23 protein-coding genes and 1 pseudogene are annotated in these 21596 nt (G+C 38.2%); 22 read left to right on the plus strand and 2 right to left on the minus strand.

From position 1 onward, the window contains the following. Positions 1-11: 11 nt before the first annotated feature. From eutH to ACFX4R_RS02230, 15 genes and pseudogenes are all read left to right on the plus strand, one after another. Positions 12-1301, plus strand: a complete 1290-nt coding sequence (eutH, locus tag ACFX4R_RS02160) for an ethanolamine utilization protein EutH (RefSeq protein WP_080781589.1) — start codon at positions 12-14, stop codon at positions 1299-1301. A 42-nt stretch (positions 1302-1343) separates the two neighbouring features. Next, positions 1344-1685 (plus strand): ethanolamine utilization microcompartment protein EutS, encoded by a 342-nt coding sequence (gene eutS / locus ACFX4R_RS02165; protein WP_013058372.1) that lies wholly within the window; start codon positions 1344-1346, stop codon positions 1683-1685. 24 nt (positions 1686-1709) lie between these two features. After that, complete coding sequence (locus ACFX4R_RS02170) at positions 1710-2207, plus strand: EutP/PduV family microcompartment system protein (protein ID WP_053487604.1); 498 nt, start codon at positions 1710-1712, stop codon at positions 2205-2207. 198 nt (positions 2208-2405) lie between these two features. Beyond that, positions 2406-3851, plus strand: coding sequence for an ethanolamine ammonia-lyase reactivating factor EutA (locus ACFX4R_RS02175; protein WP_377568541.1), 1446 nt, complete (start codon positions 2406-2408; stop codon positions 3849-3851). A gap of 17 nt (positions 3852-3868) precedes the next feature. Next, positions 3869-5233 (plus strand): ethanolamine ammonia-lyase subunit EutB, encoded by a 1365-nt coding sequence (locus ACFX4R_RS02180; RefSeq protein WP_075421840.1) that lies wholly within the window; start codon positions 3869-3871, stop codon positions 5231-5233. Positions 5234-5245: 12 nt separating this feature from the next. Next, positions 5246-6271 (plus strand): ethanolamine ammonia-lyase subunit EutC, encoded by a 1026-nt coding sequence (gene eutC, locus ACFX4R_RS02185; RefSeq protein WP_377568544.1) that lies wholly within the window; start codon positions 5246-5248, stop codon positions 6269-6271. Between the two features lie 12 nt (positions 6272-6283). After that, positions 6284-6937 (plus strand): ethanolamine utilization microcompartment protein EutL, encoded by a 654-nt coding sequence (gene eutL, locus ACFX4R_RS02190; RefSeq protein WP_377568547.1) that lies wholly within the window; start codon positions 6284-6286, stop codon positions 6935-6937. A gap of 34 nt (positions 6938-6971) precedes the next feature. Further along, positions 6972-8501 (plus strand): acetaldehyde dehydrogenase (acetylating), encoded by a 1530-nt coding sequence (locus ACFX4R_RS02195; protein ID WP_377568550.1) that lies wholly within the window; start codon positions 6972-6974, stop codon positions 8499-8501. Between the two features lie 16 nt (positions 8502-8517). Further along, positions 8518-8811: an ethanolamine utilization microcompartment protein EutM gene (gene eutM, locus ACFX4R_RS02200; protein ID WP_013058365.1), complete on the plus strand. Its 294-nt coding sequence runs from the start codon at positions 8518-8520 to the stop codon at positions 8809-8811. A gap of 25 nt (positions 8812-8836) precedes the next feature. After that, positions 8837-9490, plus strand: a complete 654-nt coding sequence (locus tag ACFX4R_RS02205) for a phosphate propanoyltransferase (protein ID WP_043978256.1) — start codon at positions 8837-8839, stop codon at positions 9488-9490. Further along, positions 9487-10152, plus strand: a complete 666-nt coding sequence (locus ACFX4R_RS02210; protein WP_377568553.1) for a hypothetical protein — start codon at positions 9487-9489, stop codon at positions 10150-10152. Before ACFX4R_RS02205 ends, ACFX4R_RS02210 begins: the two co-directional genes overlap by 4 nt. Continuing rightward, positions 10149-10433 (plus strand): EutN/CcmL family microcompartment protein, encoded by a 285-nt coding sequence (locus ACFX4R_RS02215; RefSeq protein ID WP_013058362.1) that lies wholly within the window; start codon positions 10149-10151, stop codon positions 10431-10433. Before ACFX4R_RS02210 ends, ACFX4R_RS02215 begins: the two co-directional genes overlap by 4 nt. Beyond that, on the plus strand, positions 10426-10839 hold the full coding sequence (locus ACFX4R_RS02220; protein WP_013084349.1) for a BMC domain-containing protein: 414 nt from the start codon (positions 10426-10428) through the stop codon (positions 10837-10839). The genes ACFX4R_RS02215 and ACFX4R_RS02220 overlap by 8 nt, the downstream gene beginning before the upstream one ends. A 35-nt stretch (positions 10840-10874) precedes the next feature. After that, complete coding sequence (gene mdh, locus ACFX4R_RS02225) at positions 10875-11831, plus strand: malate dehydrogenase (protein ID WP_013058360.1); 957 nt, start codon at positions 10875-10877, stop codon at positions 11829-11831. Between the two features lie 199 nt (positions 11832-12030). Next, a pseudogene (locus ACFX4R_RS02230) lies at positions 12031-12210 on the plus strand (IS3 family transposase); the annotation flags it as partial. Positions 12211-12257: 47 nt separating this feature from the next. On the opposite strand, the gene ACFX4R_RS02235 reads toward ACFX4R_RS02230, so the two are convergent. Both ACFX4R_RS02235 and ACFX4R_RS02240 read right to left on the minus strand, forming a co-directional pair. Continuing rightward, positions 12258-12467 (minus strand): hypothetical protein, encoded by a 210-nt coding sequence (locus ACFX4R_RS02235; RefSeq protein WP_043978263.1) that lies wholly within the window; start codon positions 12465-12467, stop codon positions 12258-12260. A gap of 139 nt (positions 12468-12606) precedes the next feature. Then, entirely contained in the window at positions 12607-13788 is a 1182-nt protein-coding gene (locus ACFX4R_RS02240; RefSeq protein ID WP_377568556.1) for a cation:proton antiporter, read from the minus strand. A 581-nt stretch (positions 13789-14369) separates the two neighbouring features. On the opposite strand from ACFX4R_RS02240, the gene ACFX4R_RS02245 reads away from it, so the two are divergent. From ACFX4R_RS02245 to ACFX4R_RS02275, 7 genes are all read left to right on the plus strand, one after another. After that, positions 14370-15638, plus strand: coding sequence for a glycosyltransferase (locus ACFX4R_RS02245; RefSeq protein WP_377568559.1), 1269 nt, complete (start codon positions 14370-14372; stop codon positions 15636-15638). Positions 15639-15835: 197 nt separating this feature from the next. Further along, a complete protein-coding gene (locus tag ACFX4R_RS02250) occupies positions 15836-16876 on the plus strand; it encodes an FUSC family protein (protein WP_237074258.1) in 1041 nt (346 codons plus the stop codon). 348 nt (positions 16877-17224) lie between these two features. Continuing rightward, the gene (locus tag ACFX4R_RS02255) at positions 17225-17623 is read left to right on the plus strand and encodes a DoxX family protein (protein ID WP_013084346.1); all 399 of its coding nucleotides are present in this window, start codon (positions 17225-17227) and stop codon (positions 17621-17623) included. 141 nt (positions 17624-17764) lie between these two features. After that, positions 17765-18703, plus strand: a complete 939-nt coding sequence (locus ACFX4R_RS02260; RefSeq protein WP_165574811.1) for a ring-cleaving dioxygenase — start codon at positions 17765-17767, stop codon at positions 18701-18703. A gap of 155 nt (positions 18704-18858) precedes the next feature. Beyond that, positions 18859-19425 carry an NADPH-dependent FMN reductase gene (locus ACFX4R_RS02265; protein ID WP_043980920.1) on the plus strand — a complete coding sequence of 189 codons (567 nt, stop codon included), beginning with the start codon at positions 18859-18861 and terminating at the stop codon, positions 19423-19425. Positions 19426-19599: 174 nt separating this feature from the next. Further along, on the plus strand, positions 19600-20244 hold the full coding sequence (gene ycaC, locus ACFX4R_RS02270) for an isochorismate family cysteine hydrolase YcaC (RefSeq protein WP_025753100.1): 645 nt from the start codon (positions 19600-19602) through the stop codon (positions 20242-20244). Positions 20245-20492: 248 nt separating this feature from the next. After that, the gene (locus tag ACFX4R_RS02275; RefSeq protein WP_377568564.1) at positions 20493-21584 is read left to right on the plus strand and encodes a low temperature requirement protein A; all 1092 of its coding nucleotides are present in this window, start codon (positions 20493-20495) and stop codon (positions 21582-21584) included. Positions 21585-21596: the final 12 nt, after the last annotated feature.

The following is a 21596-nucleotide window of genomic DNA, read 5'->3' on the forward strand; positions in this document are numbered from 1 at the left end:
GGGAATTGGGTGTGGTTATCATTGGGAAAATCGTGATTTATATTATCATGACTTGTGCAGTGTGTGGGGCTATTGCTGCGATTAGAAACAGTGATGAAGGGTTAGGAAAGCAATTTATGGAGGGCTTGCATTCTATTGGGTACATTTTTATACCAGCAGCTGGTATCATGGCTGCAACTCCATATCTTTCGTGGTTTATTAGTACGGTATGCGGTCCTTTTTTCTCAGCTATTGGGGCAGATCCTGCTATCGCTGCAACCTCTATCTTAGCAACGGATATGGGAGGATATCAATTAGCACACGTATTAAAAGAGTCGTATGAAGGATGGGTCATGGCCATGATAGTAGGATTTATGGCCGGAGCAACCATTGTATTCTCAATTCCAGTAGGACTGGCCATGCTTGATAAACGCGACCACAAATATATGGCGCTCGGCGTCATGTCAGGTGTGTTAACGATCCCAATTGGGGCTTTTATTTCAAGTGTTTTAATTATGGTAACCAACTCTGATGTGCGTAAAATTATTTCAACTACAAGTGATTCAACATACGAATTTACGATAAGTTATTTGAAAATTATTTTGAACTTATCTCCACTTTTATTATTTGTTGTGCTATTAGCGGTAGGACTATATTTCTTGCCAGATTTAATGATTAAAGGATTTATGTGGTTTGGGCGTATTATGGATGCCGGAATTAAGCTAGTTCTTGTTTTCTCCATTGTTGAAATTTTTACGGGCCTATTCTCTCATTTATTTGGAAGCTGGGGATTTCATCCGATCATGGCTGATAAAACGGATCAATTCCGTGCGCTAGAAACAGCAGGTTATATTGGCATCATGCTTGCTGGTGCATTTCCAATGGTTTATTTGCTTCAAAAATATGCAGGAAAGCCGCTTGAAGCTGTAGGGAAAAAACTCGGACTAAGTAAAGAAGGAAGTGCAGGTATTTTAGCTACAATTGCTAATATTTTAGCGATGTTTAAGCTTATTCGCAGTATGCCTCCAAAAGACAAAGTTATTAATATTTCGTTTGCGGTTTGCTCGGCATTCTTATTAGGAGATCATTTGTCTTTTACAGCCAATTTCCAGCCGACATTAATTCTTCCAGTTATTATCGGGAAGTTCTCTGCAGGTGTAATAGGCATTGGTTTAGCATATTGGCTATCTGTTCCAAAAGCCTTGGAGCTAGAAAAGAAGGATCGCGAAGCAGGCATTATTGGAAAAGACGAGTACTTAAGTTCAGCAGCTGAAGAAAATGAAAAGGTAGAAGAAAAAAGCAGTAAGACACAAGTGATGTAAGCATTGTATAGAATTTGTACGATAAGGGAGAGGTAATTTTTTATGAGTGAAGAAAAAAAGCGTTTTATTCAAGAGTTTGTGCCGGGAAAACAAATTACATTAAGCCATTTAATTGCAAATCCAGATCCGGATATGTTTGAAAAATTGGGTATACAGCAAGAAGGAGCTCTAGGCATTCTAACATTAACTCCAAGTGAGACGGTTATCATTGCAGGTGATTTGGCTACAAAAGCTGCACATGTTCAATTAGGTTTTTTAGATCGTTTTACAGGAAGTCTTGTTATTGTGGGGAGCGTTTCAGAAGTAGACATGGCAATGAGAGAAATCAATCGTTTTCTCTCCGAAACATTAGGTTACACACCTTCAATTATTACAAAATCTTAATTGTATAGTAGGGAGGGGAGAGTTATGCATAAAAAAAACAGAGCCATGCTTATTGGTTCAATTGGTGCAGGCAAATCGACATTAACAAATGCTCTGCTTGGAAAGCCGGTCGAAGCAGTTAAAACCCAAGCATTAATCTATTATGATTGGATCGTTGATACACCTGGAGAATATGTTGAAAATCCTTTTTTTTATAAAAATATTATGGCAACCGCTCTTGAAGTTACACATGTGTTATATTTGCAGGACGCCACAAAGAAAAAGACAGTCTTTCCACCTAATTTTAGTACAGGCATCAATAAGTTAGCTATTGGGGTCATTACAAAAAGTGATGCAAAAGATGCTGATGTGAGCTTAGCTATTAAAAAAGCAAGGCAAGTAGTTGTAAATGGACCTATTGTTGTCACTTCTTCCCGCAATAAAGAAGGGCTTGAAGAGGTTCGAGCTTTGGTACAGTGTCAGTCTTTACAAGAGATGAAACAGTATACTGATAACTGGAAATCGAAATATATTATTTTTTAATGAAAACCTTTACATTATGTAAAAAATCAGTTATATTCTAAATATACAAAAAAATCACGGGCAAAGGCGCCTTATACAGCTATCTTTCAGGAGATAGTTCGTATGAGGTGCCTTTTTTATTTGACTAAAACACGACTAATTAGCAATCAGTAATGAATAAAACCTTTTGCTGATTGAAGGTTGATGAGGTGGAGGGATATGAAACAATACGAACCGCTAAAAGAGGAGATTATCAGCGCAGGAATTGATATAGGAACAAGCACAACCAAAATTGTGTTAAGCCAATTTTCTCTGATGAATATGGCAGGAGGAACACACTTGCCGCGTATTGAGATTATTGATAAAGAAATTATTCATCGCAGCCCGATTTATCGAACACCACTTCTCACATCAACAACAATCGATATTGAAGCAATAGAGAAGCTTGTTAGAAATGAGTATGATAAAGCAAACGTTGGTTCTGAAGATATTAAAACAGGTGCCGTGATTATTACAGGTGAAACAGCAACTAAGCAAAATGCCGAGGAAATGATTCACCATCTATCAAATCATGCGGGGGAGTTTTTAGTTGCAACTGCGGGTCCTGATTTAGAAGGAATTATTGCAGCAAAAGGATCAGGAGCTTATCAATATTCTAAAAAAATGAGCAAAACTATTGCCAATGTAGATATTGGCGGGGGAACAGCTAATGTAGCAGTTTATCGAATGGGAAGGCTGTGTGGAACCTGCACACTGCATATAGGAGGCAGGCTGATAGAGTTTTCGGAAGATAAAATCAGCAGTATTTCGCCACCTGTTAGAAACCTATTAAGAGAGTGGAATAGTACTCTTGTAAAAGGTGACGTACTGGTGGAAGAAGAGATAAAGAATATAACAAATTATATGGCCGATGTGATTAGTAGAATGCTAACACGTACCATGACAGCAGAAGACAAGGTACTGCTTTTAGGTCATGAACCGAATTGGAAAGAAGAAATTGATGTCATTATGTTTTCTGGTGGAATCAGTGAGTGCCTCTATCAATATGAGTCTAAAGATTTTGAACAAGCTCCTTACCACGACATAGGAATGCTGCTTGCCGACTCTTTAAGGGGTAATCAGAGTTTAAAGAGATGGTCATGGATTCAGCCTGATGAAACCGTTCGCGCAACCGTTCTTGGTGCTGGTACACAAACGACTGAAATCAGTGGAGCCACGATTCAAGTAGAAACCAAAGATTTACCTGTACGAAATGTACCTGTTTATCAAATTTCTTTTAAGGATGGGTTTCAAAAAAGTGTTCATCACCTAAAGGATGCTGTAAAAGATGCAATTGAGATACATGACCCGCAGCAGGAGGGACAAAATTTTGCCTTGTACTTATCTGGGCTTCCGTACGTAGGATTTCGAGATATTCAACAATTAGCAAAAGGTCTGCTAGAAGCGGTGAAACAAAAAAACAAAAGAGATCAGCCGCTCATTATTGTTCTTGAGAGCGATCATGCCAAGGTATTGGGCCAAACGCTTGTTGCTCAAGATTTGTCGCAAAGCATTATTTGTATTGATCAAATTAAGGTGGAACACGGTGATTACTTAGATATTGGTCAGCTGCTACAAACAAGGGTAGTACCGGTAGTAGTCAAAACCCTTACGTTCCACTCATAAGAAAGGGGGCTTCACTGGTGAAGTTACATACACATTATTTAGGTGCTGTTTATCAATTTTCTGATTTAAAAGATCTGTTCGCTAAGGCAAATGAAGAAAAGTCTGGTGACCGGCTGGCAGGTTTAGCTGCAGAAACCGTTCAAGAAAGAATTGCTGCAAAAGAGGTGCTTAGCGAATTAACACTTGCTGATATTCGCGAAAATCCAATGATTTCACCTGAAGAAGACGAAGTATCTCAAATTATTGAGAGTCAAGTAAATGAACCTATCTATCAAGCAATGAAAAATTGGTCCATAGCAGAGCTTAGAGAGTATATCTTAAGTGATGAAACAACGGGTGAGGATTTAAAGAGGATTAGTCGAGGGTTAAATAGTGAAATTATTGCTGCAGTAGCAAAATTAATGTCAAACCTCGATTTAGTTCACGCCGCAAATAAGGTTGAAATTTTAACAAAATGCAACATTACTATTGGCCAAAAAGGAGTCTTAGCTTCTAGACTGCAGCCTAATCACCCTACAGACAATGTAGAAGGAATGATTGCTTCTTTAAAAGAAGGGCTGTCTTACGGAATTGGAGACGCGGTTATTGGTATTAATCCTGTAGATGACTCAGTTGAAAGTGTAAAAAGGCTGCTGCACGCTACAAAAAGTTTTATGAACGATTGGGAGATTCCCTCTCAAAACTGTGTCTTGGCTCATGTTACGACTCAGATGAAAGCCATTGAACAAGGAGCACCAGCGGATATGATTTTCCAAAGTATTGCTGGAACAGAAGCCGCTAACCGTTCATTTGGAATCAGCGCTGCCTTACTAGAAGAGGCAAATCAATTAGCAAAAAGTCACGGAACAGGAACAGGGCCTCAACGCTTATATTTTGAAACAGGACAAGGTTCTGAGCTATCAGCTGAAGCGCATTTTGGAATGGATCAGCTAACGTTAGAGTCGCGTAACTATGGGTTTGCACGTCATTACGACCCTTACATTGTAAATACCGTGGTCGGTTTTATTGGACCTGAGTACTTATATAACAACAAACAAGTTATTCGCGCAGGCTTAGAAGATCATTTTATGGCAAAGATGCATGGAATTCCGATGGGTGTAGATATTTGTTACACCAATCATATCAAAGCAGATCAAAATGATATTGAAGATCTGGGTGTATTGCTAACAGCTGCAGGTGTTAATTTTATTATCGCAACACCAATGGGTGATGATTGTATGCTTAACTACCAATCAATGAGCTACCACGATGTAGCGACTTTAAGGCAAACGATGGGGAAACAGCCTTCTCCTTTATTTGCAGAATGGCTTGAGAAAATGGGGATTTTTGAACAAGGGAAATTAAGTAAATATGCAGGAGATCCAAGTATTTTTACAAGGTAGGTGATAAAGAGGATGAATCCTGAATTGATTGAAAAAATTACACGATCCATTGTTGAAAAGCTAGAAAAACAATCTAGTTTCGAACAAAATTCTCCTACTGACGAACGTCAAAGCAGCGTAGCTTTTTGGGCTCACACATCCAATGCCAATACGAAGGTAACTAATGGGCCTCTAGCTGAAGTGGTAGAAGAAGAGTCGGCAAAGGAATTAATTAAATTTCCGAATATTCAAGAAGATAATTCGGCATCTCTGCCTGAAAGTAAAATGCCTATTCAGCAGGAAGAGAACATTGAACCAAAGCAGCAGGTGCCGGGTATTAAAAACCCAGTGAATCAAGAAGAATTAGATACATTGATTCAAAAAACACCTGCCCGAATAGGGATTGGCAGAGCAGGTTTACGTCCGCGAACAGAAACATGGCTGAAATTCCGCTATGACCATGCAGCAGCCGTTGACGCTGTGTATGGCAATGTGAACGACGACCTTTTAAAACGGCTGAACTTATTTAAAGTAAATACTCAGGTAACGGATAAAGAAGTATACATTCGCCGGCCGGATTATGGACGAAAGCTATCAGACGAAGCAAAAAAGTGCATTCAAGAGAGATGTACCAAATCACCAACTGTTCAAATTATTGTTTCTGATGGTTTAAGCTCCAAGGCCATTGAAGAAAATGTCGAAGATGTTTACCTATCTCTTCAACAGTCCTTAAAAAGCGCAGGTTTAGATGTCGGCGTTCCGTTTTACATAGAAAAAGGTCGAGTTGCTGTAATGGACGACATTGGTGAACTTCTGACGCCAAAAGTGGTGGTACTTTTGATTGGAGAACGCCCGGGACTTATAAGCGCAGAATCTTTAAGTGCCTATTTATGCTATGAACCGAAAAAAGGAATGATCGAAGCTGAGAGAATGGTGGTTTCCAATATTCATAAAGGCGGCATTCCTCCAGTTGAAGCGGGTGCTTATCTCGGTACATTGGTTCAAAAAATTTTAACATATGAAGCTAGCGGAGTATCGCTTGTTCAAAAAGAACAATAGAGGTGAATAAGAGTGGCTTTAACACGTATCCATGCTGACATTTTAGCTGTTCGTGTGATTCCAAATGTGGATGACGCCTTAGTTCAACAGTTTAACTTGCAGCCTTACCATAGAAGTTTAGCCATGTTTACATCAAGTATTGATGACGTAGGCTATACAGCTTTAGATGAAGCCACTAAAAGAGCAGACGTTGAGGTAGCTTATGCCCGTTCCTTTTATGCTGGCGCTGCCCATGCGTCAGGTCCGATATCAGGTGAAATGATTGGGGTATTAGCAGGTCCAAGTCCAGATGAAGTTAAAGCTGGTATTGAGGCTGTTTTACAAGTGACAAAATCAGATGCCTATTTTGAAGCGTTAGATGAAGAGAAAAATCACGCGCTGTATGCACATGTGGTGGCAAGAACAGGTTCTTATCTTTCTAAAGAAGCAGGAATCGATATTGGCGAACCGCTAGCTTATTTAATTGCCCCTCCACTAGAGGCTATGTATGGACTTGATGTAGCACTTAAAGCAGCTGATGTAGAACTTGTGAAATTTTTTGGCCCTCCTTCTGAAACAAATTTTGGCGGTGGGTTTTTAACAGGATCTCAATCAGCCTGTCAAGCAGCTGCTGATGCGTTTCGCCAGGCTATTTTAGACATTGCAAGAAATCCAGTTCATTATTAAAAAGCTTATAGACAGTAGAAAGGAGTTGTTGGATATGCAGTTTGATCAAGATCTTCAATCTTTACAAGAGATGCGAGATGCAGTGGAAAAGGCAAAAGCCGCACAGCAGGTATACTTGAATTTTTCACAAGAACAAGTAGATCGCATTGTTGAACGAGTTGCCGAAGCAGCCTATTCTAAAGCATTGGAATTAGCGAAAATGGCAGTGGAAGAAACGCGAATGGGTGTTGTAGAACATAAGAAAATCAAAAATGAGGTAGGATCTAGAGCTGTTTATGAATCAATTAAAAATGAAAAAACAGTAGGTATTGTTCACGAAGATAGAGCGAATAAAGTGATAGAAGTCGCCTCTCCTTTTGGAGTTGTTGCTGGAATTATTCCTACAACTAACCCAACTTCAACGGCTATCTTCAAGACATTAATTAGTTTAAAAACTAGAAATGCTCTAGTGGTCAGCCCTCATCCTCGGGCAATGAACTGTACAGTAGAAGCACTTAAAATTTGTTCCCGTGCAGCAGTTGAAGCAGGAGCTCCGGAAGGGATTATTGGTTGGATTTCTAATCCTTCTATGGCAGCAACCAATGAATTAATGAAGCATAAAGATGTGAACTTAATTCTAGCAACAGGTGGAAGTGGTCTCGTTCGCGCAGCGTATAGTTCTGGGAAACCAGCTTATGGTGTAGGTCCAGGAAATGTACCTGTATATATTGAAAAGACTGCGAAGGTTGACCAAGCAGTAAAAATGATTGTCGATAGCAAAACGTTCGACAACGGCACGATCTGTGCAACCGAGCAAGCAATTGTTGTCGATCTTAATATTCAACAAATGGCTATTAGAGAATTAAAGAATAATGGAGCCTACTTTTTAAATTCAGAAGAGAAAGCCAAGATGGAAAAAGTGATTTCACCGATTCCAAAGAAGCTTAATCCAAATATTGTTGGTCAAAGTGCTGTGAAAATTGCTGAAATGGCAGGTATTACAGTACCTTCTGATACACGCATCTTAGTTGCTGAAGAAACAAAGGTGGCTAAGGATGTACCATTTTCGATTGAAAAGCTAGCACCTATCTTCCCATTGTATACAGCTAAGAACGACGAACAAGCAAGGGAATTATGTTTGAGCTTATTAAACCTTGGAGGAAGAGGTCATAGTTTATCGCTTCATACAAACGATGATGCTGTAGCTAAAACGTTTGCTCTTGAAATGCCCGTCTCAAGACTTATGGTTAACACACTCTCGTCAGTTGGAGCTGTGGGTGGTACCACTGGACTTAAGCCTTCCTTTACATTAGGATGCGGTTCGTTCGGAGGTAACATTACATCAGACAATGTGACCGCTCGACATTTATTAAATATTAAGCGAATGGCTTATGGTACAAAAGAGGTGACAATTCCGAAACCATCCGTATCTTTTACCTCTGCTTCGTCAGATACAAAAGATCATCAAGACGTACAGGAAATTGTCAACGAAGTTATGAATCATTTAAAACCACAGGGACCAATTGATTCGGCAGCAATTGCTGAAATGGTTAATCAAGCACTTCAAAAATATCAAACAAACTAATTAGGGGGAATTAAAAATGGCAAGAGAACTAACAGCATTAGGAATGATTGAAACAAAAGGATTAGTAGCATCAGTAGAGGCAGCAGACGCAATGGTAAAAGCAGCAAACGTACATTTAGTTGGTAAAGTTCACGTAGGTGGAGGGATTGTAACGGTTTTAGTACGCGGTGACGTAGGCGCGGTAAAAGCAGCGACAGATTCTGGTGCAGCAGCTGCACAGCGCGTTGGAGAACTTATTTCCGTTCACGTTATCCCACGCCCACACAATGAATTAGAAAGTATTTTACCAAAAATTGATAGTGAACTATAAGCTTAAAAAGTTAGGAGCATAGCGCATGAATAAGCAGGCCATTCAATCGATTGTAGCAGAGGTTGTTCAGCAGCTAAGTCAAACAACCAAGCAAAGCAATACAGTCCCAATGGCTGTATCTGCTAGACACTGTCACTTAAGTATAGAAGATGTAGAAGCTCTTTTTGGAGCAGGGTATGAGCTAACAAAAAAATCAGACCTGTCTCAGCCTGGGCAATTTGCAGCTAATGAAACAGTTACCATTGTGGGACCTAAAGGAAGCATCGAAAAGGTGCGAGTCCTTGGTCCAGCAAGGAGTATAACTCAAGTGGAGGTCAGTAAAACAGATTCAATTAAACTTGGTTCTGTTCCTCCACTACGTGAGTCTGGAGATATAAAGAATTCAGAAGCGATTACATTAGTTGGACCAAAGGGTAGCATCTACAAGAAAGAAGGCTTAATCATTGCACGAGCTCATATTCATATGACGCCGGATGATGCTGAAGCTTATGGTGTAAAAAATGGTCAGTGTGTTCGCATTACTGCTCAAGGAGAAAGGCCTACTACGCTCGAACGTGTATTAATTCGAGTTTCGCCAAAGTTTAAGCTTGAAATGCATATTGATACAGATGAAGCGAATGCTGGGCTAATTTCTACTGGAGCTACAGGGATTCTTTCTCTATACGAGGAAGCTTTATGAACAATCATGCTCTGATTGAACAAATTGTAGTAGAAGTTTTAAAACGATTAGATAAATCAGACAAGCAACACCTAAACGTAAAGCCAAAGCTGCTGATCGTGAAAGAGTCGGCGGAAATTGATCCAATTCAAATCAAAAAGTTAGAACCAAGCTGGACACTGGTTTACAGCGATGACCAAAAAGAAAACCTTCCAAAAGATATACAAGGTATTTTATTTGCAGAAGCAAAGCAGGACCTGCTAGTAAAAGGGGCTCTTGGTATGACAGATACACTAGAAAGTTATCTTTTAGCTGAGGCTTTGCTAGAAGGAATTTCTGTTTCACTCATTCCTTCTGTAACTTTAGGAAACGTTTTGCTATCCAGTAATCAAAAAAAAACAGTAAACAATAAATATGCAGCACATTTAATCGCTTATAAAAATACATTAGAAAGCTTTGGAGTGAAAATCCAATCATTTGAGAGATTTTTGCAATCAGGCTTAAACAGACATTCTGTATCATTTACAGAACGAGTGCTAACCCAAAGACATGTGAAATTAGTAGAAGAAGAAAAAATTACTGTTTCACCTAAAACGATTATCACTCCTTTAGCGCGCGATACAGCAAGAGGATTAGGAAAAGAAATTTGCGTGATAGACGTAGAGGGAGCGGATGTTTTATGAAAATAGGGACAGTAATTGGCAACGTCTGGGCAACAAGAAAAGAAGATAATTTACGCGGTTTAAAGTTTTTAGTTGTTCAACCTGAACTTTTAAATAAATCGAATAACGACTCTTCTTTTATTGCAGTTGATCGTATTGGAGCCGGGATTGGTGATAAGGTAATGGTTACTCAAGGAAGTGCCGCAGCACATATGGCATCCGACACTCCATTACCCATTGATGCAATTATTATCGGGATTATAGATTCTGTTGATATAGAAAGAGGTGGAGAGAATGGCTAAAGCTCTTGGCATGATTGAAACAAGAGGCTTAATAGGTTCAATCGTCGCAGCGGATGCGATGTTAAAATCAGCTGATGTCCGCTTAGTGAAGCAAGAAAAAGTGGATGCAGCCCTTGTAACAGTGTTAGTTGAAGGTGATGTTAGTGCAGTACAAGCAGCTGTAGATATGGGAAAAGAAGAAGCGGCTCGCGTTGGAGAATTAGTGTCAGCGCATGTAATTCCTCATCCTGATGAAGAGGTTGGAAATAGCCTATTAAAAGATGAAAATAAAGAATCGCAGTCAAAGGAGACACCTAAAGACAATAAAGCGACTAAAAAATCATCTGCTGCTAAAACAAAATCCAGTATTCAATATAAAGCAAAAGCAGATTCTGCTGCTGTAGAAGAAGATCAAAAAGTAGAATAACATACATATAAACGACGGAGAACGGGGGACAAATCATGGCATTTAAGCGTAAAAAAATAGCTGTAATTGGAGCGGGATTTACAGGAGCCACAGCAGCATTAATGATGGCACAAAAAGAACTTGGAGACGTAGTATTAGTTGATATTCCTTCCCAGACTAACCCGACTAAAGGAAAAGCACTTGATATGTTAGAGGCAAGCCCAGTCCAAGGATTTGACGCTAATATTAAGGGAACATCTAGCTATGAGGACATTCAGGATGCAGATTTAGTATTAATTACTGCAGGACTTCCAAGAAAACCGGGAATGAGCCGTGATGACCTAGTCTCAACAAACGCAAAGATTATGAAAGAAGTATCGGAAAATGTAAAAAAGCATGCACCAAACAGTTATATTATTGTATTGAGTAATCCAGTTGATGCAATGACATACGTTTGTTATAAGACTACGGGGTTCCCTAAGAATAGAGTAATAGGCCAATCTGGTGTATTAGATACAGCCCGCTTTAATACATTTGTGGCTCAAGAATTAAATATCTCTGTTGAAGATGTATCAGGATTTGTTTTAGGGGGCCACGGAGATGATATGGTACCATTAGTTCGTTATTCGTATGCCGGAGGAATTCCACTTGATAAAATCATTTCACCTGAACGTATAGAAGCGATTGTAGAGCGAACCCGCAAAGGTGGAGGAGAAATCGTTAACCTGCTTGGAAATGGAAGTGCCTATTATGCTCCTGCTGCTTCTATGGTTCAAATGGCAGAAGCAATCCTAAAGGATAAGAAGCGAATTCTCCCTTCTGTAGCTTATCTAGAAGGGGAATATGGCTGTAATAACCTTTACCTAGGTGTACCCACAATCCTAGGAGGAGATGGAATTGAACATATCATTGAACTTCCTTTAACGGAAAAGGAAAATGAAGGACTAAAACGTTCAATCGAATCCGTACAAAGCGTTATGGCTATCTTAGAGTCTTCAGAAGTATTCAGCTAAACCAGCCTTTAGTCAAAGCAAAACATAAAATAGCTTTTAAAACCCTTTAGCTGCTCGGGACTGCCCCCATGAATGAGACAAATAAAAAACACCTTTAAGTTAAAAAACAGGTATGTAGTACCTAACAATAACCTAGAGGTGTTTTTTCTATGGGGGCAAGAGTGAGCTATCCAGTAGAAGTGAAATTAAAAGCAATTGAATTGAATCGTTTCATTCCAGCCTGAAGTCTGAAACATTTTACCTCGATGAGTTAACATGTACTACGACTGCCATCGTAGAACAAACTGTCGAAAGCTATATTATTTATTATCACCATATCCGTATTCAAACAAAACTAAATAACCAGTCACCGGTACAATACCGAAAACTGGCTGTTTAAAAGGTGTTTTGATCCTTGTCTCGAAATCAGGGGTCATTCCCATATAACTAAGTGCTTTTTGGTGAATGATGAGCAAGTTTCTTTTTCAACGGTAGAACAATCATAAAAACGCCTATGATACTTAATATGCTCTCTAGAACGTAGAATTGATGTTCTTTTATATATCCCATAACGCATTGGCTACCAAAGATCAGAAATAAAACAGCTCCTAAATAAAACGAAGGATTTTTAATACACCAACTCATTTTTGATTCCATCTAATTCCTCCTTGTACGCTTTCTATCGCGTATTTATTGTATGTCTACTAAGAAAGGAGTAAGGTTGCTTCTTATGGATCTACGAGTGGGTGTAAGAAAAGTTTCAAAAATAACATCAACTCTCTTTTAGTATAGGCATTTACTTTACATTCAAAAATGAAACTAATTTTTTTAGTGTTGTTCCTTGAACAAGAAGAGAAAAGACTACATTACTAAATGTCATGGCTAATAACAGATTTTTCCCTTCAAATTCGGGTGTAATGCCTAAAACAAGCGCAATTGAAAGAGAGCCTTTTAACCCTCCCCATGAAATAATAGGTTTCCATGAAGTTGGAATGGATTTATCAAAAGCTAAGCTTATATAGACAGCGAGAAAGCGTGCTACAAGGACAATAAGAATACTTCCAACGATGAGCCATCCTTTGTCTAAAAAATCAATACGACTCACTTCTAACCCTACCAGTAAGAAAATAAGTGCATTAGAGAGAAAAGCAATCGTTTCCCAAAAGGAATTCACTTTTTCATGTGTTAGATCTGACATACCTACGTTTCGTCCATAAGTTCCTAAGATTACGCCACCTACTACCACAGATATTACCCCAGATACATCAAAGTGTTCAGCTAGCTGAAACGTACCATAAAATAGAACCATCGATAATCCAGTCTCCACTAAATAATGATCAATCTTAGATGTAATACGAGAAGCTAATAAACCAAACACTCCACCAATCAATATGCCTCCACTTACAACTTTCAGAAATTCAAGCAGCGCATTCAATGTACCTGTTAAGCTCAAGGCAGTAGTTACCACAGCAATTTGAAATAGTACAACAGCAACTCCGTCATTTGCTAAACTTTCTCCTTCGACCACAATGGAGAGGCGCTTGTTTAGGCCCATTGACTTAAAAATACTTAGAACGGATACAGGGTCAGTAGCTGCCATAAGTGCACCGAAAATTAAGGCTTCTTGCAAAGAAAGGTGCAAGAAAAAATAAGTAGAAGCAGCAACTAGTAAGAAGGTAAGAAATGTACCTAAAAAAGCTAATAAAGAAATAGATTTCTTATTACGTTTTAGTTCATCAAAAGGCAGTTTAAGTGCTGCATCCCCTAACAAAGCTGATAAAAAGATAAAAATAACGGTCGTTTGAAACACGGTATCATTGGCTGCATAACTTTTTATTTCTCCCAATGCAGGAATTGGTACCAAACCAATGATTAATCCTATTACTACAAGAAAAGTGGGATAAGGTTGTTTCATTTTTTCTGCGATAAATACTACACCTACAGCGATAGCTAATAAAATAATCCAATATGTAACCATTCTTATGCTCCTTTGTCTCTTTAAAACTAAAATTATGCTTCATGTGCCAAGTATTGGTAAGGGTATATTCTCTTTAGGGATAGGTTTCTGTTCACCTGGAGAGATGTACGGCTTTACTAATTTTTGTTTCAATAATGCGCGATTCTTATAACTTTGTTTATTATAGATGATATTTTCCTAAGGTATCATTAATAAGTAATAAATTACTTATATAATGCTAAATAATATCAATTTGAATACAACTTCAATCATAGAAAAGTAAGTTTGTGCTTACAAACATGCAAGAAGAGAAAGGTTGTTTCCTTTTAGTGAGGAAACAACCTTTAACATAGCTTACATACATTATGTGTAATATAAAGTTTCCCTCAAACAAAAGATATAAATGCCGATTTAAAAATAAATCGTAAACCTTTTAAAGCTACTTGATTGTGAATGCAAGAACTATCGCAAATCGTAAGACATTATCATTTAACTTAACGAAATCAAAAATTAAATAAATAAGAAAAATTCATACATAAGCTAAAATATAGTTGCAGCAAAACAAAAAAATTAAGTTATTATTTATTGTGGGGGTGAAAATTATGAAAGTAGCAATTTTAACGTTAGGCAGTAGAGGAGATATACAGCCTTATATTGCACTTGCTCGAGAAATGATTAAGAATGGGCATGAAGTAGTTATTTGTACAGGTGCGACGTTTCAACGTTTTATTGAAGAAAATAGGGTTTCTTTTCATCCCGCTTCTACTGATTTGATGGCAATAATGGAGAGCGAGGAAGGAAGAGATATACTTAATGGTAAAAGGTTTTCACCTTTTAAGATAATGAAGTTTTTAAAAGAAAAAATTGCTCCATCCTACAGAAAAAGTATGGATGATTTTTATCAGGCTTCCCAAGGAGCAGATTTAATCATTTATCATCCTAAAGCTCTTGGTGCGGTTGATATTGCTCTATACTATCATATTCCTTGCATTTGCTTACCGCCCGTTCCAATTATGTATCCAATTACAGAGTTCCCAAATTTCTCTTTATCGTCGAAAAAAAGCTTTGGCTCTACATTAAATAGATTATCCTACAAGCTAATAAAATTCAGTGAATACCCTTTTATGAAAGAAATTAACGATTTTAGAGAAAAAACGTTAAAATTTCCAAAGAGAAAAGCAGGACTTTACACATATGACGTAAACGGTGTACCTATTTCTATACTTTATCCGATTAGTCCTTTTCTTTTCAAAGAAGTAGAGAGTTGGAAAGGTTCTGTATTTCTATCAGGGTTTTTCTTTTTAGATGTAGAGAAAGAGATGCTACCCAATGAAATAGAAAACTTTCTAGAAAAAGGAAAGAAGCCTATTGTAGTATCATTTAGTTCTATGCCTTTAAAGAGTCCGTCAATTTTTAAACAAAAGTTAGTTCAGGCATTAAGGGAGACGGACAATCGCGCAATAGTGTTAACAGGAACAAGCGGTATGAAGTTTAATCAACAAGAGAATATACTTGCCGTTAAAGATGCATCCCATAGACTTTTATTTAAACGTGCTAAAGGCATTATTCATCATGGAGGTGTTGGAACAATGTCTGAAGCTTTACTGAGTGGCGTACCACAAATTATCATTCCGTTTACAGTGGATCAACCGTTTTGGGCAAATCTCCTCTATAAAAAAGGGTATTCACTAAAGCCGTTACAAGAAAAAAATCTCCAGGTATTCGAATTGGTTCAGGCGTTAGAACAAGTAGAAAATAAAGAGTATATTGAAAACGCTCAACAAATAAAAAGCATCATTCAATCGGAAAATGGTGTATACCAAGCGGTGAAACATATAGAAAGCGTAGTACATAAATTGCGGGATAAATAGATGGGTTGAAGGATAGCTAAACAGCAAGTATGTGTTTTAAGAGAAGGGTCTTATCCAATCAACTCTTATATATGAAAACGGCTTTGTTTGTAATAAAGTTACGTTCTCCAGTCAATAGTAAGTAACGGCAGGAAGTGACTGTAAGTTGGCTTATATACACAGGTGTAGAAGAGCACTTTTTAAATAAAGGAGTTTTTATGGATATAAATAAAGGAAAGCAAAAGCTCGAACTAATAAAAGGATTAATACTTATAGCCAAAATATCTATAGCTTCGGGTGTATCGTGGGAACTGGCAAAAATGTTAGGCTCTAAACATCCTTATTTGGCGCCTTTAACCGTGATTCTTTCTATTCAAGAAACCATCCAGCATTCTGCTGTGTATGCTTTTTATCGAATTATCGGCACTCTTTTTGGAATTGCTGCTACGATTTTTATCATTAAACATTTAGAAGTAAACGGGTGGACAATAGGATTATTATTAACAATGGGAATGGTGCTTCCTGTTGTACTAAGGCTACATAAGACGATCATTCATCAAATTGCTCTTACCATTTTATTAGTTTTTGTATTCGTTCATAAAACAAATTATTATGTCTCTGATCGAATAAGAGACACGATCATAGGAGCTCTTGTCGCTATTATAATCCATATCATAATTGTTCCTCCAAATTACGTAAAAGAAGCTCGCAGAACCTTGACCCAATTTGGAATAGACCTTGGACAATTATTTAAAAAGGCGGCTTATTGGGTAAACAATAACTGCGAATTCGTTGAGGGCGAAAATTTAATAGATGATACAACTAACCTGCTTCAGGAACTTCATCAGGTTGAAAAGGAATTCGAAAAAGCAGAGAAGAGTTTAAGGTTGAACCCATTTGGCAGAAATAAAAAGCAGCAGTTAAAACAAAACGAACAATTCCTTTTTCAACTGAAGCATGGCTACACCTATATTTCAGGTGTGCTCACTACATTTAATGACTGGTCCGAAACGAATTCTCTACCCACAGTTGATCGGCAAAAATGGGCTGTTCAACTACAAGTATTAGGAGAATACGTCACAAAACAAGCTAATCAAAACTTAGAAAATCACGCTATAAACAAATCATCTTTGGATTTACTGGATCTGTCTTCAATTCCTTTACAAATCCGTATCCCACCTGAATTAGAGTCCCACCGACATCAATTAAGTCTATATAATGATACGCTTAAATTAATTGATAAATTAGGAACAAAATGATACTAATTCAAGTGATGTAGATATCCCTTTTATAAATGGGGTGATAACTGCAGTATCTGGTTATTGAACGATACATGCATAGTAGAAGAGGAAAAGAAGTTACCAAGGGGTGACTTCTTTTTTTATTCAATAAATAATACAATTTAGCTTTTATATTTTCCGTTCCCGTGCTCATATCCATATAAAATCATGAATATGTTTTTAATACGTCGTTAAGCGTTTCAGCTAACTACAAAAAAATATAAAAATTTATGTTGACAGGGGAACCATATGATTTTATAATTATCCTTAATTCAAGATATTTTAATTCAAGATTTTAAAGTGATGAAAAAATAGGAGGAATAAAAAATGGTGAGCATTGGTTTATTGTTAATACGTTTAGTCATTGGATTATCTTTTATGGCACATGGAACTCAGAAATTATTTGGATGGTTTGGCGGCCACGGCTTAAAAGGAACGGGCGGCTGGTTTGAATCCATCGGAATGAAGCCAGGTGTTAGAATGGCGCTAATGGCTGGATTATCCGAGCTAGTAGGCGGAGCATTATTTGCTGCAGGACTTCTTACACCGCTAGGAGCGCTTTTGATTGCCGGAACAATGGTCATGGCGATTGTGAAAGTACACGGTCCGAATGGATACTGGGCAACACAAAATGGGTATGAATATAACCTTACGCTTTTAGTTGTAGCAATCGGTGTAGCAATTGCAGGACCAGGTTATTATGCACTAGATACTTTTATTTTCTAAAAGAGAAAATGGGTTGAATAAGAAAGACGCTTTTATTTTTTGACTAATATCTCGAATTCGAGATATTTATGATAAATAGTTGTAATTTTAAGAGGGATAACGGAACATATGACGAAAAATGTATCGAAGGAGATGGTAGTAATGAGTAAAAAAACAGCGGGTATTCATCATATCACAGCGATTGTAGGTCATCCTCAAGAAAATGTTGATTTCTATGCGGGCGTGTTAGGATTACGCTTGGTCAAACAAACGGTAAACTTTGATGATCCAGGAACTTATCATCTTTACTTTGGGAATGAAGGGGGAAAACCTGGAACGATTATTACATTCTTCCCGTGGGCAAATGCACGACAAGGAAAAATAGGTGACGGGCAAGTTGGCGTAACTTCCTATGTGGTGCCAAAAGGTGCGATGGACTTTTGGGAACAGCGATTAGCTAAGTTTGGGGTTCCAGCTACAAAGATGGAGCGATTTGGAGAACAGTATTTAGAGTTTGACGACCCTCATGGTTTACATCTAGAGATTGTGGAAAGAGAAGAAGGAGAAAAGAATACGTGGCAAGTCGGTGAAATTAAACCTGAAGTGGCTATTAAAGGATTTGGAGGGGCTACGTTATTATCTGTTAAGCCTCATGAAACAGCTCAGTTATTAGAAAGCGTAATGGGTCTACAAAAAGTAGGGCAAGAAGGAGATTTTATACGTTTTCAATCATCAGCTGACATCGGAAATGTGATTGATTTAAAATTAACAACCATTGGACGCGGGCAAATGGGCGTTGGAACGGTTCACCATATTGCATGGCGAGCAAAAGATGATGAAGATCAATTAGAATGGCAGAAATACGTAGCCGACAGCGGATACGGAGTAACGGCTGTTCGAGATCGAAATTACTTTAATGCGATTTATTTTAAGGAGCACGGAGAAATTCTATTTGAAATTGCAACAGATCCTCCAGGCTTTGCTCATGATGAGTCACTTGAAACAATGGGAGAAAAACTCATGCTGCCTGAACAGTACGAAACCCATCGAGATCAAATTGAAAGAGCTTTGATTCCTTTTGAAGTGAGAGAATTAGACTAAATTTTACTAAAAGAATTCTTTTAGTAATAGTAAAACGCTAGTTCAATCCCGAATTAGGTATAAAGAAGGAATTAATTTATCTATATATAAAACTAATATCTATATTTGAAACACCGTGGTAATATGAAATTAATTCCAAGTAAGGAGGTGAATAGATGACGAAAACTATTGGTCTTATTTGTGGAAGCTTACGAAAGAATTCGTATAACCGAATGATTGCTGAGTCATTGACTACATTAGATGACTCAGCTCAATATCGCTGGATTGAAATAAGCAGCCTGCCTTTTTTTAATGAAGATTTAGAAGCTGACGGATCACCAGAATCTGTCGCATCCTTTAGAGCTGCGATTCAAGATGTTGACGGCGTTATTATAGTTAGTCCAGAGTACAATTCAGGAATTCCCGGAGTGTTAAAAAATGCCTTGGACTGGGCATCAAGACCTCGGACCTCTTCTGTTTTAAACAGAAAACCAGTTGGCCTAATTGGAGCAACTCCAGGAGGCTTCGGTACGGCTTTTGCTCAAATGCAAACGAGAGAAGTACTGGAAGCTATGCAAGTCAACGTTTTACCATTTCAAAAAATGCTGATTTCGCAAGTTCATGAAAAAGTTGATGCTCAACAAAAAGTACTAACCGATGAATCAACAAAACGTTATCTTCAGCGCTACCTACAGCAGTTCATTCATTGGATTGATCAAGCGCCTGTTCCTGTTCTAGATTAAGAGAGAGAACACACCTCACGAACCTTCACCTCAGAAATAGCTTTTCTTTCTGTACATGTTTTACCTAACAGATCATAAATGAAATCCAAAAAACCGTTCAAATTATAGACCGCTTGTAAGGAATGGAAGAGGTACATGTATCCTTACTTGCCTTAATTTAAGGAGGATTATAAAATGTCTGATCTTTACTCTCGCCTTTCAAAAGATGATGCTGCCGTGCTTTTAGTTGACCACCAAACGGGGCTTATTTCCGGCCTTGTACGTGACTATGGTGTTGATGAATTTAAAAACAACGTATTAGCTCTTGGTGATACGGCTAAATTCTTTGATTTACCGGTTATTTTAACAACTAGCTTTGAAAATGGACCCAACGGCCCGCTCATGCAAGAACTCGTTGACTTATTTCCTAATGCGCCAAAAATAGCTCGTCCTGGACAAATTAACGCGTGGGACAACGAAGAGTTTGTTAAAGCCATTAAAGCGACCGGGAAAAAACAGCTGATTATCGCCGGTGTAGTGACAGATGTCTGCGTTGCTTTTCCTGCACTTTCTGCCATTAAAGCAGGCTACGAAGTGTTTGTTGTGACGGATGCTTCCGGAACGTTTAATAAGCAAGTGGCAGATGCAGCATTAACGCGTATGGCTCACGGGGGCGCACAGCTTATGAACTGGTTTAGCGTAGCGTGCGAGCTTCAGCGTGACTGGCGCAACGACGTTGAAGGTTTTGGCAACTTAATTTCTAGTCATCTTCCTGGTTATCAAAACTTAATGGGCAGCTATAGAGGAGCTCAGCGCGATTTCAGCAAGCAGAGTGTCTAATAACATAGCATGCTAAAGGTCGTTCTCTTTACATATAAGACATGAAAGTAGAATGGCATCTGTGGATCATTTATGTGACGGAGAAAACGTAACGACATAAAAGTAATTGTTAGATAGGTGAGCCGACTGATGAACAGCTGGCTCACCTATCTTTTACTACGCTACCTGTCATGAAATATGCGTCTCTTGTATATAAAATAAAGTATATTAACGACAGCTTGATAGATGATAGGAAGGGATGCGGAGTAGTGGAAGAAAAAAAAGTTACGTGGCTGGAGCTTTTTTATGATTTATTATTTGTGGCAGCCGTTGCGACTGCTACGCATGTTTTGCTTCACGTTGAACAAGGGTATATTCATGGAGAGTATTTGTTAAAGTTTGTACTGATCTTTATTCCGATATGGTGGGCGTGGACGGGACAAACGATGTTTATCAATCGATTTGGACAAGATTTTTTGCATCAGCGCATCTTTATGATTCTTCAAATGCTGTTTGTTCTTATCATGATCTCAAGCTTGTCCGTAGATTTTGATCAATATTACGTGTCTTTTTTGATTGGCTATATCGGGCTAAGAGCGTTAACCTCGATTCAATATCTTATTGTCCAAAAATTTGAACAGAGTGAGAGAAAAAAAGTTGCTGTGTTTTTAGGAACATGCTTTGGAATTGGGATTGTTATCTCGCTTCTGTCGCTCTTTTTTGATTCATGGGTCCGCTACGCCGTGTTATATACAGGAATTGCAGTGGACATGATTTTACCTATTTTAGGACATAAGCGACTAGCGAAATTACCGACCAACACGGCTCATTTGTTAGAACGCTTTGCGTTACTAACATTAATTTTGTTTGGAGAATCCGTTGTCAGCATTCTTGCTGTGATACAGCCACAAAAAGGGGACTGGAATACCATTTTATTTTCGGTTATTTCATTTGTCCTGATCATCGCCATGTGGTGGCAGTACTTTGAGAACGTAGAAAAGAAAGTGAACAAGTCTATTCAAAGAGCCGGACAAACGATTATTTACGGACACTTACTTATCCTCATGTCTCTAAGCATGATTGCAGCATCGATTAAGCTCATGTTTTTACATGAAGTTCAGTACACATTCAGCATATATTTTGTATTCGGATCCGTGCTGCTTTACTTCATGGCAACCACTCTTGTTTTTCACCAGTATAGATTCGAAGAACATCGTTTGAAAGTGTATCATTTAGGCTTGTTTTTAGGGATTTTAGCTGTGTTTTTTATTATTAACTTACTTTTAGTCGTCCCGAACACCCTCATCATAGGAGAGTTAGCCATCTTTTTTATTATCTACGCTAGGTTTACGACCACTTAACCAAATAAAGAA

The organism is Priestia sp. YIM B13490 (genome assembly GCF_042787735.1).
GTDB lineage: Bacteria > Bacillota > Bacilli > Bacillales > Bacillaceae_H > Priestia > Priestia megaterium.

Excerpts from the sequence above, each read along its gene's own strand:
- eutS (WP_013058372.1), top strand. The coding sequence starts at position 1,344 with ATGAGTGAAGAAAAAAAGCGTTTTATTCAAGAGTTTGTGCCGGGAAAA.
- ACFX4R_RS02170 (WP_053487604.1), top strand. The coding sequence starts at position 1,710 with ATGCATAAAAAAAACAGAGCCATGCTTATTGGTTCAATTGGTGCAGGC.
- ACFX4R_RS02175 (WP_377568541.1), top strand. The coding sequence starts at position 2,406 with ATGAAACAATACGAACCGCTAAAAGAGGAGATTATCAGCGCAGGAATT.
- eutC (WP_377568544.1), top strand. The coding sequence starts at position 5,246 with ATGAATCCTGAATTGATTGAAAAAATTACACGATCCATTGTTGAAAAG.
- ACFX4R_RS02195 (WP_377568550.1), top strand. The coding sequence starts at position 6,972 with ATGCAGTTTGATCAAGATCTTCAATCTTTACAAGAGATGCGAGATGCA.
- eutM (WP_013058365.1), top strand. The coding sequence starts at position 8,518 with ATGGCAAGAGAACTAACAGCATTAGGAATGATTGAAACAAAAGGATTA.
- ACFX4R_RS02205 (WP_043978256.1), top strand. The coding sequence starts at position 8,837 with ATGAATAAGCAGGCCATTCAATCGATTGTAGCAGAGGTTGTTCAGCAG.
- ACFX4R_RS02210 (WP_377568553.1), top strand. The coding sequence starts at position 9,487 with ATGAACAATCATGCTCTGATTGAACAAATTGTAGTAGAAGTTTTAAAA.
- ACFX4R_RS02215 (WP_013058362.1), top strand. The coding sequence starts at position 10,149 with ATGAAAATAGGGACAGTAATTGGCAACGTCTGGGCAACAAGAAAAGAA.
- ACFX4R_RS02220 (WP_013084349.1), top strand. The coding sequence starts at position 10,426 with ATGGCTAAAGCTCTTGGCATGATTGAAACAAGAGGCTTAATAGGTTCA.
- mdh (WP_013058360.1), top strand. The coding sequence starts at position 10,875 with ATGGCATTTAAGCGTAAAAAAATAGCTGTAATTGGAGCGGGATTTACA.
- ACFX4R_RS02235 (WP_043978263.1), bottom strand. The coding sequence starts at position 12,467 with ATGGAATCAAAAATGAGTTGGTGTATTAAAAATCCTTCGTTTTATTTA.
- ACFX4R_RS02240 (WP_377568556.1), bottom strand. The coding sequence starts at position 13,788 with ATGGTTACATATTGGATTATTTTATTAGCTATCGCTGTAGGTGTAGTA.
- ACFX4R_RS02245 (WP_377568559.1), top strand. The coding sequence starts at position 14,370 with ATGAAAGTAGCAATTTTAACGTTAGGCAGTAGAGGAGATATACAGCCT.
- ACFX4R_RS02250 (WP_237074258.1), top strand. The coding sequence starts at position 15,836 with ATGGATATAAATAAAGGAAAGCAAAAGCTCGAACTAATAAAAGGATTA.
- ACFX4R_RS02255 (WP_013084346.1), top strand. The coding sequence starts at position 17,225 with ATGGTGAGCATTGGTTTATTGTTAATACGTTTAGTCATTGGATTATCT.
- ACFX4R_RS02260 (WP_165574811.1), top strand. The coding sequence starts at position 17,765 with ATGAGTAAAAAAACAGCGGGTATTCATCATATCACAGCGATTGTAGGT.
- ACFX4R_RS02265 (WP_043980920.1), top strand. The coding sequence starts at position 18,859 with ATGACGAAAACTATTGGTCTTATTTGTGGAAGCTTACGAAAGAATTCG.
- ycaC (WP_025753100.1), top strand. The coding sequence starts at position 19,600 with ATGTCTGATCTTTACTCTCGCCTTTCAAAAGATGATGCTGCCGTGCTT.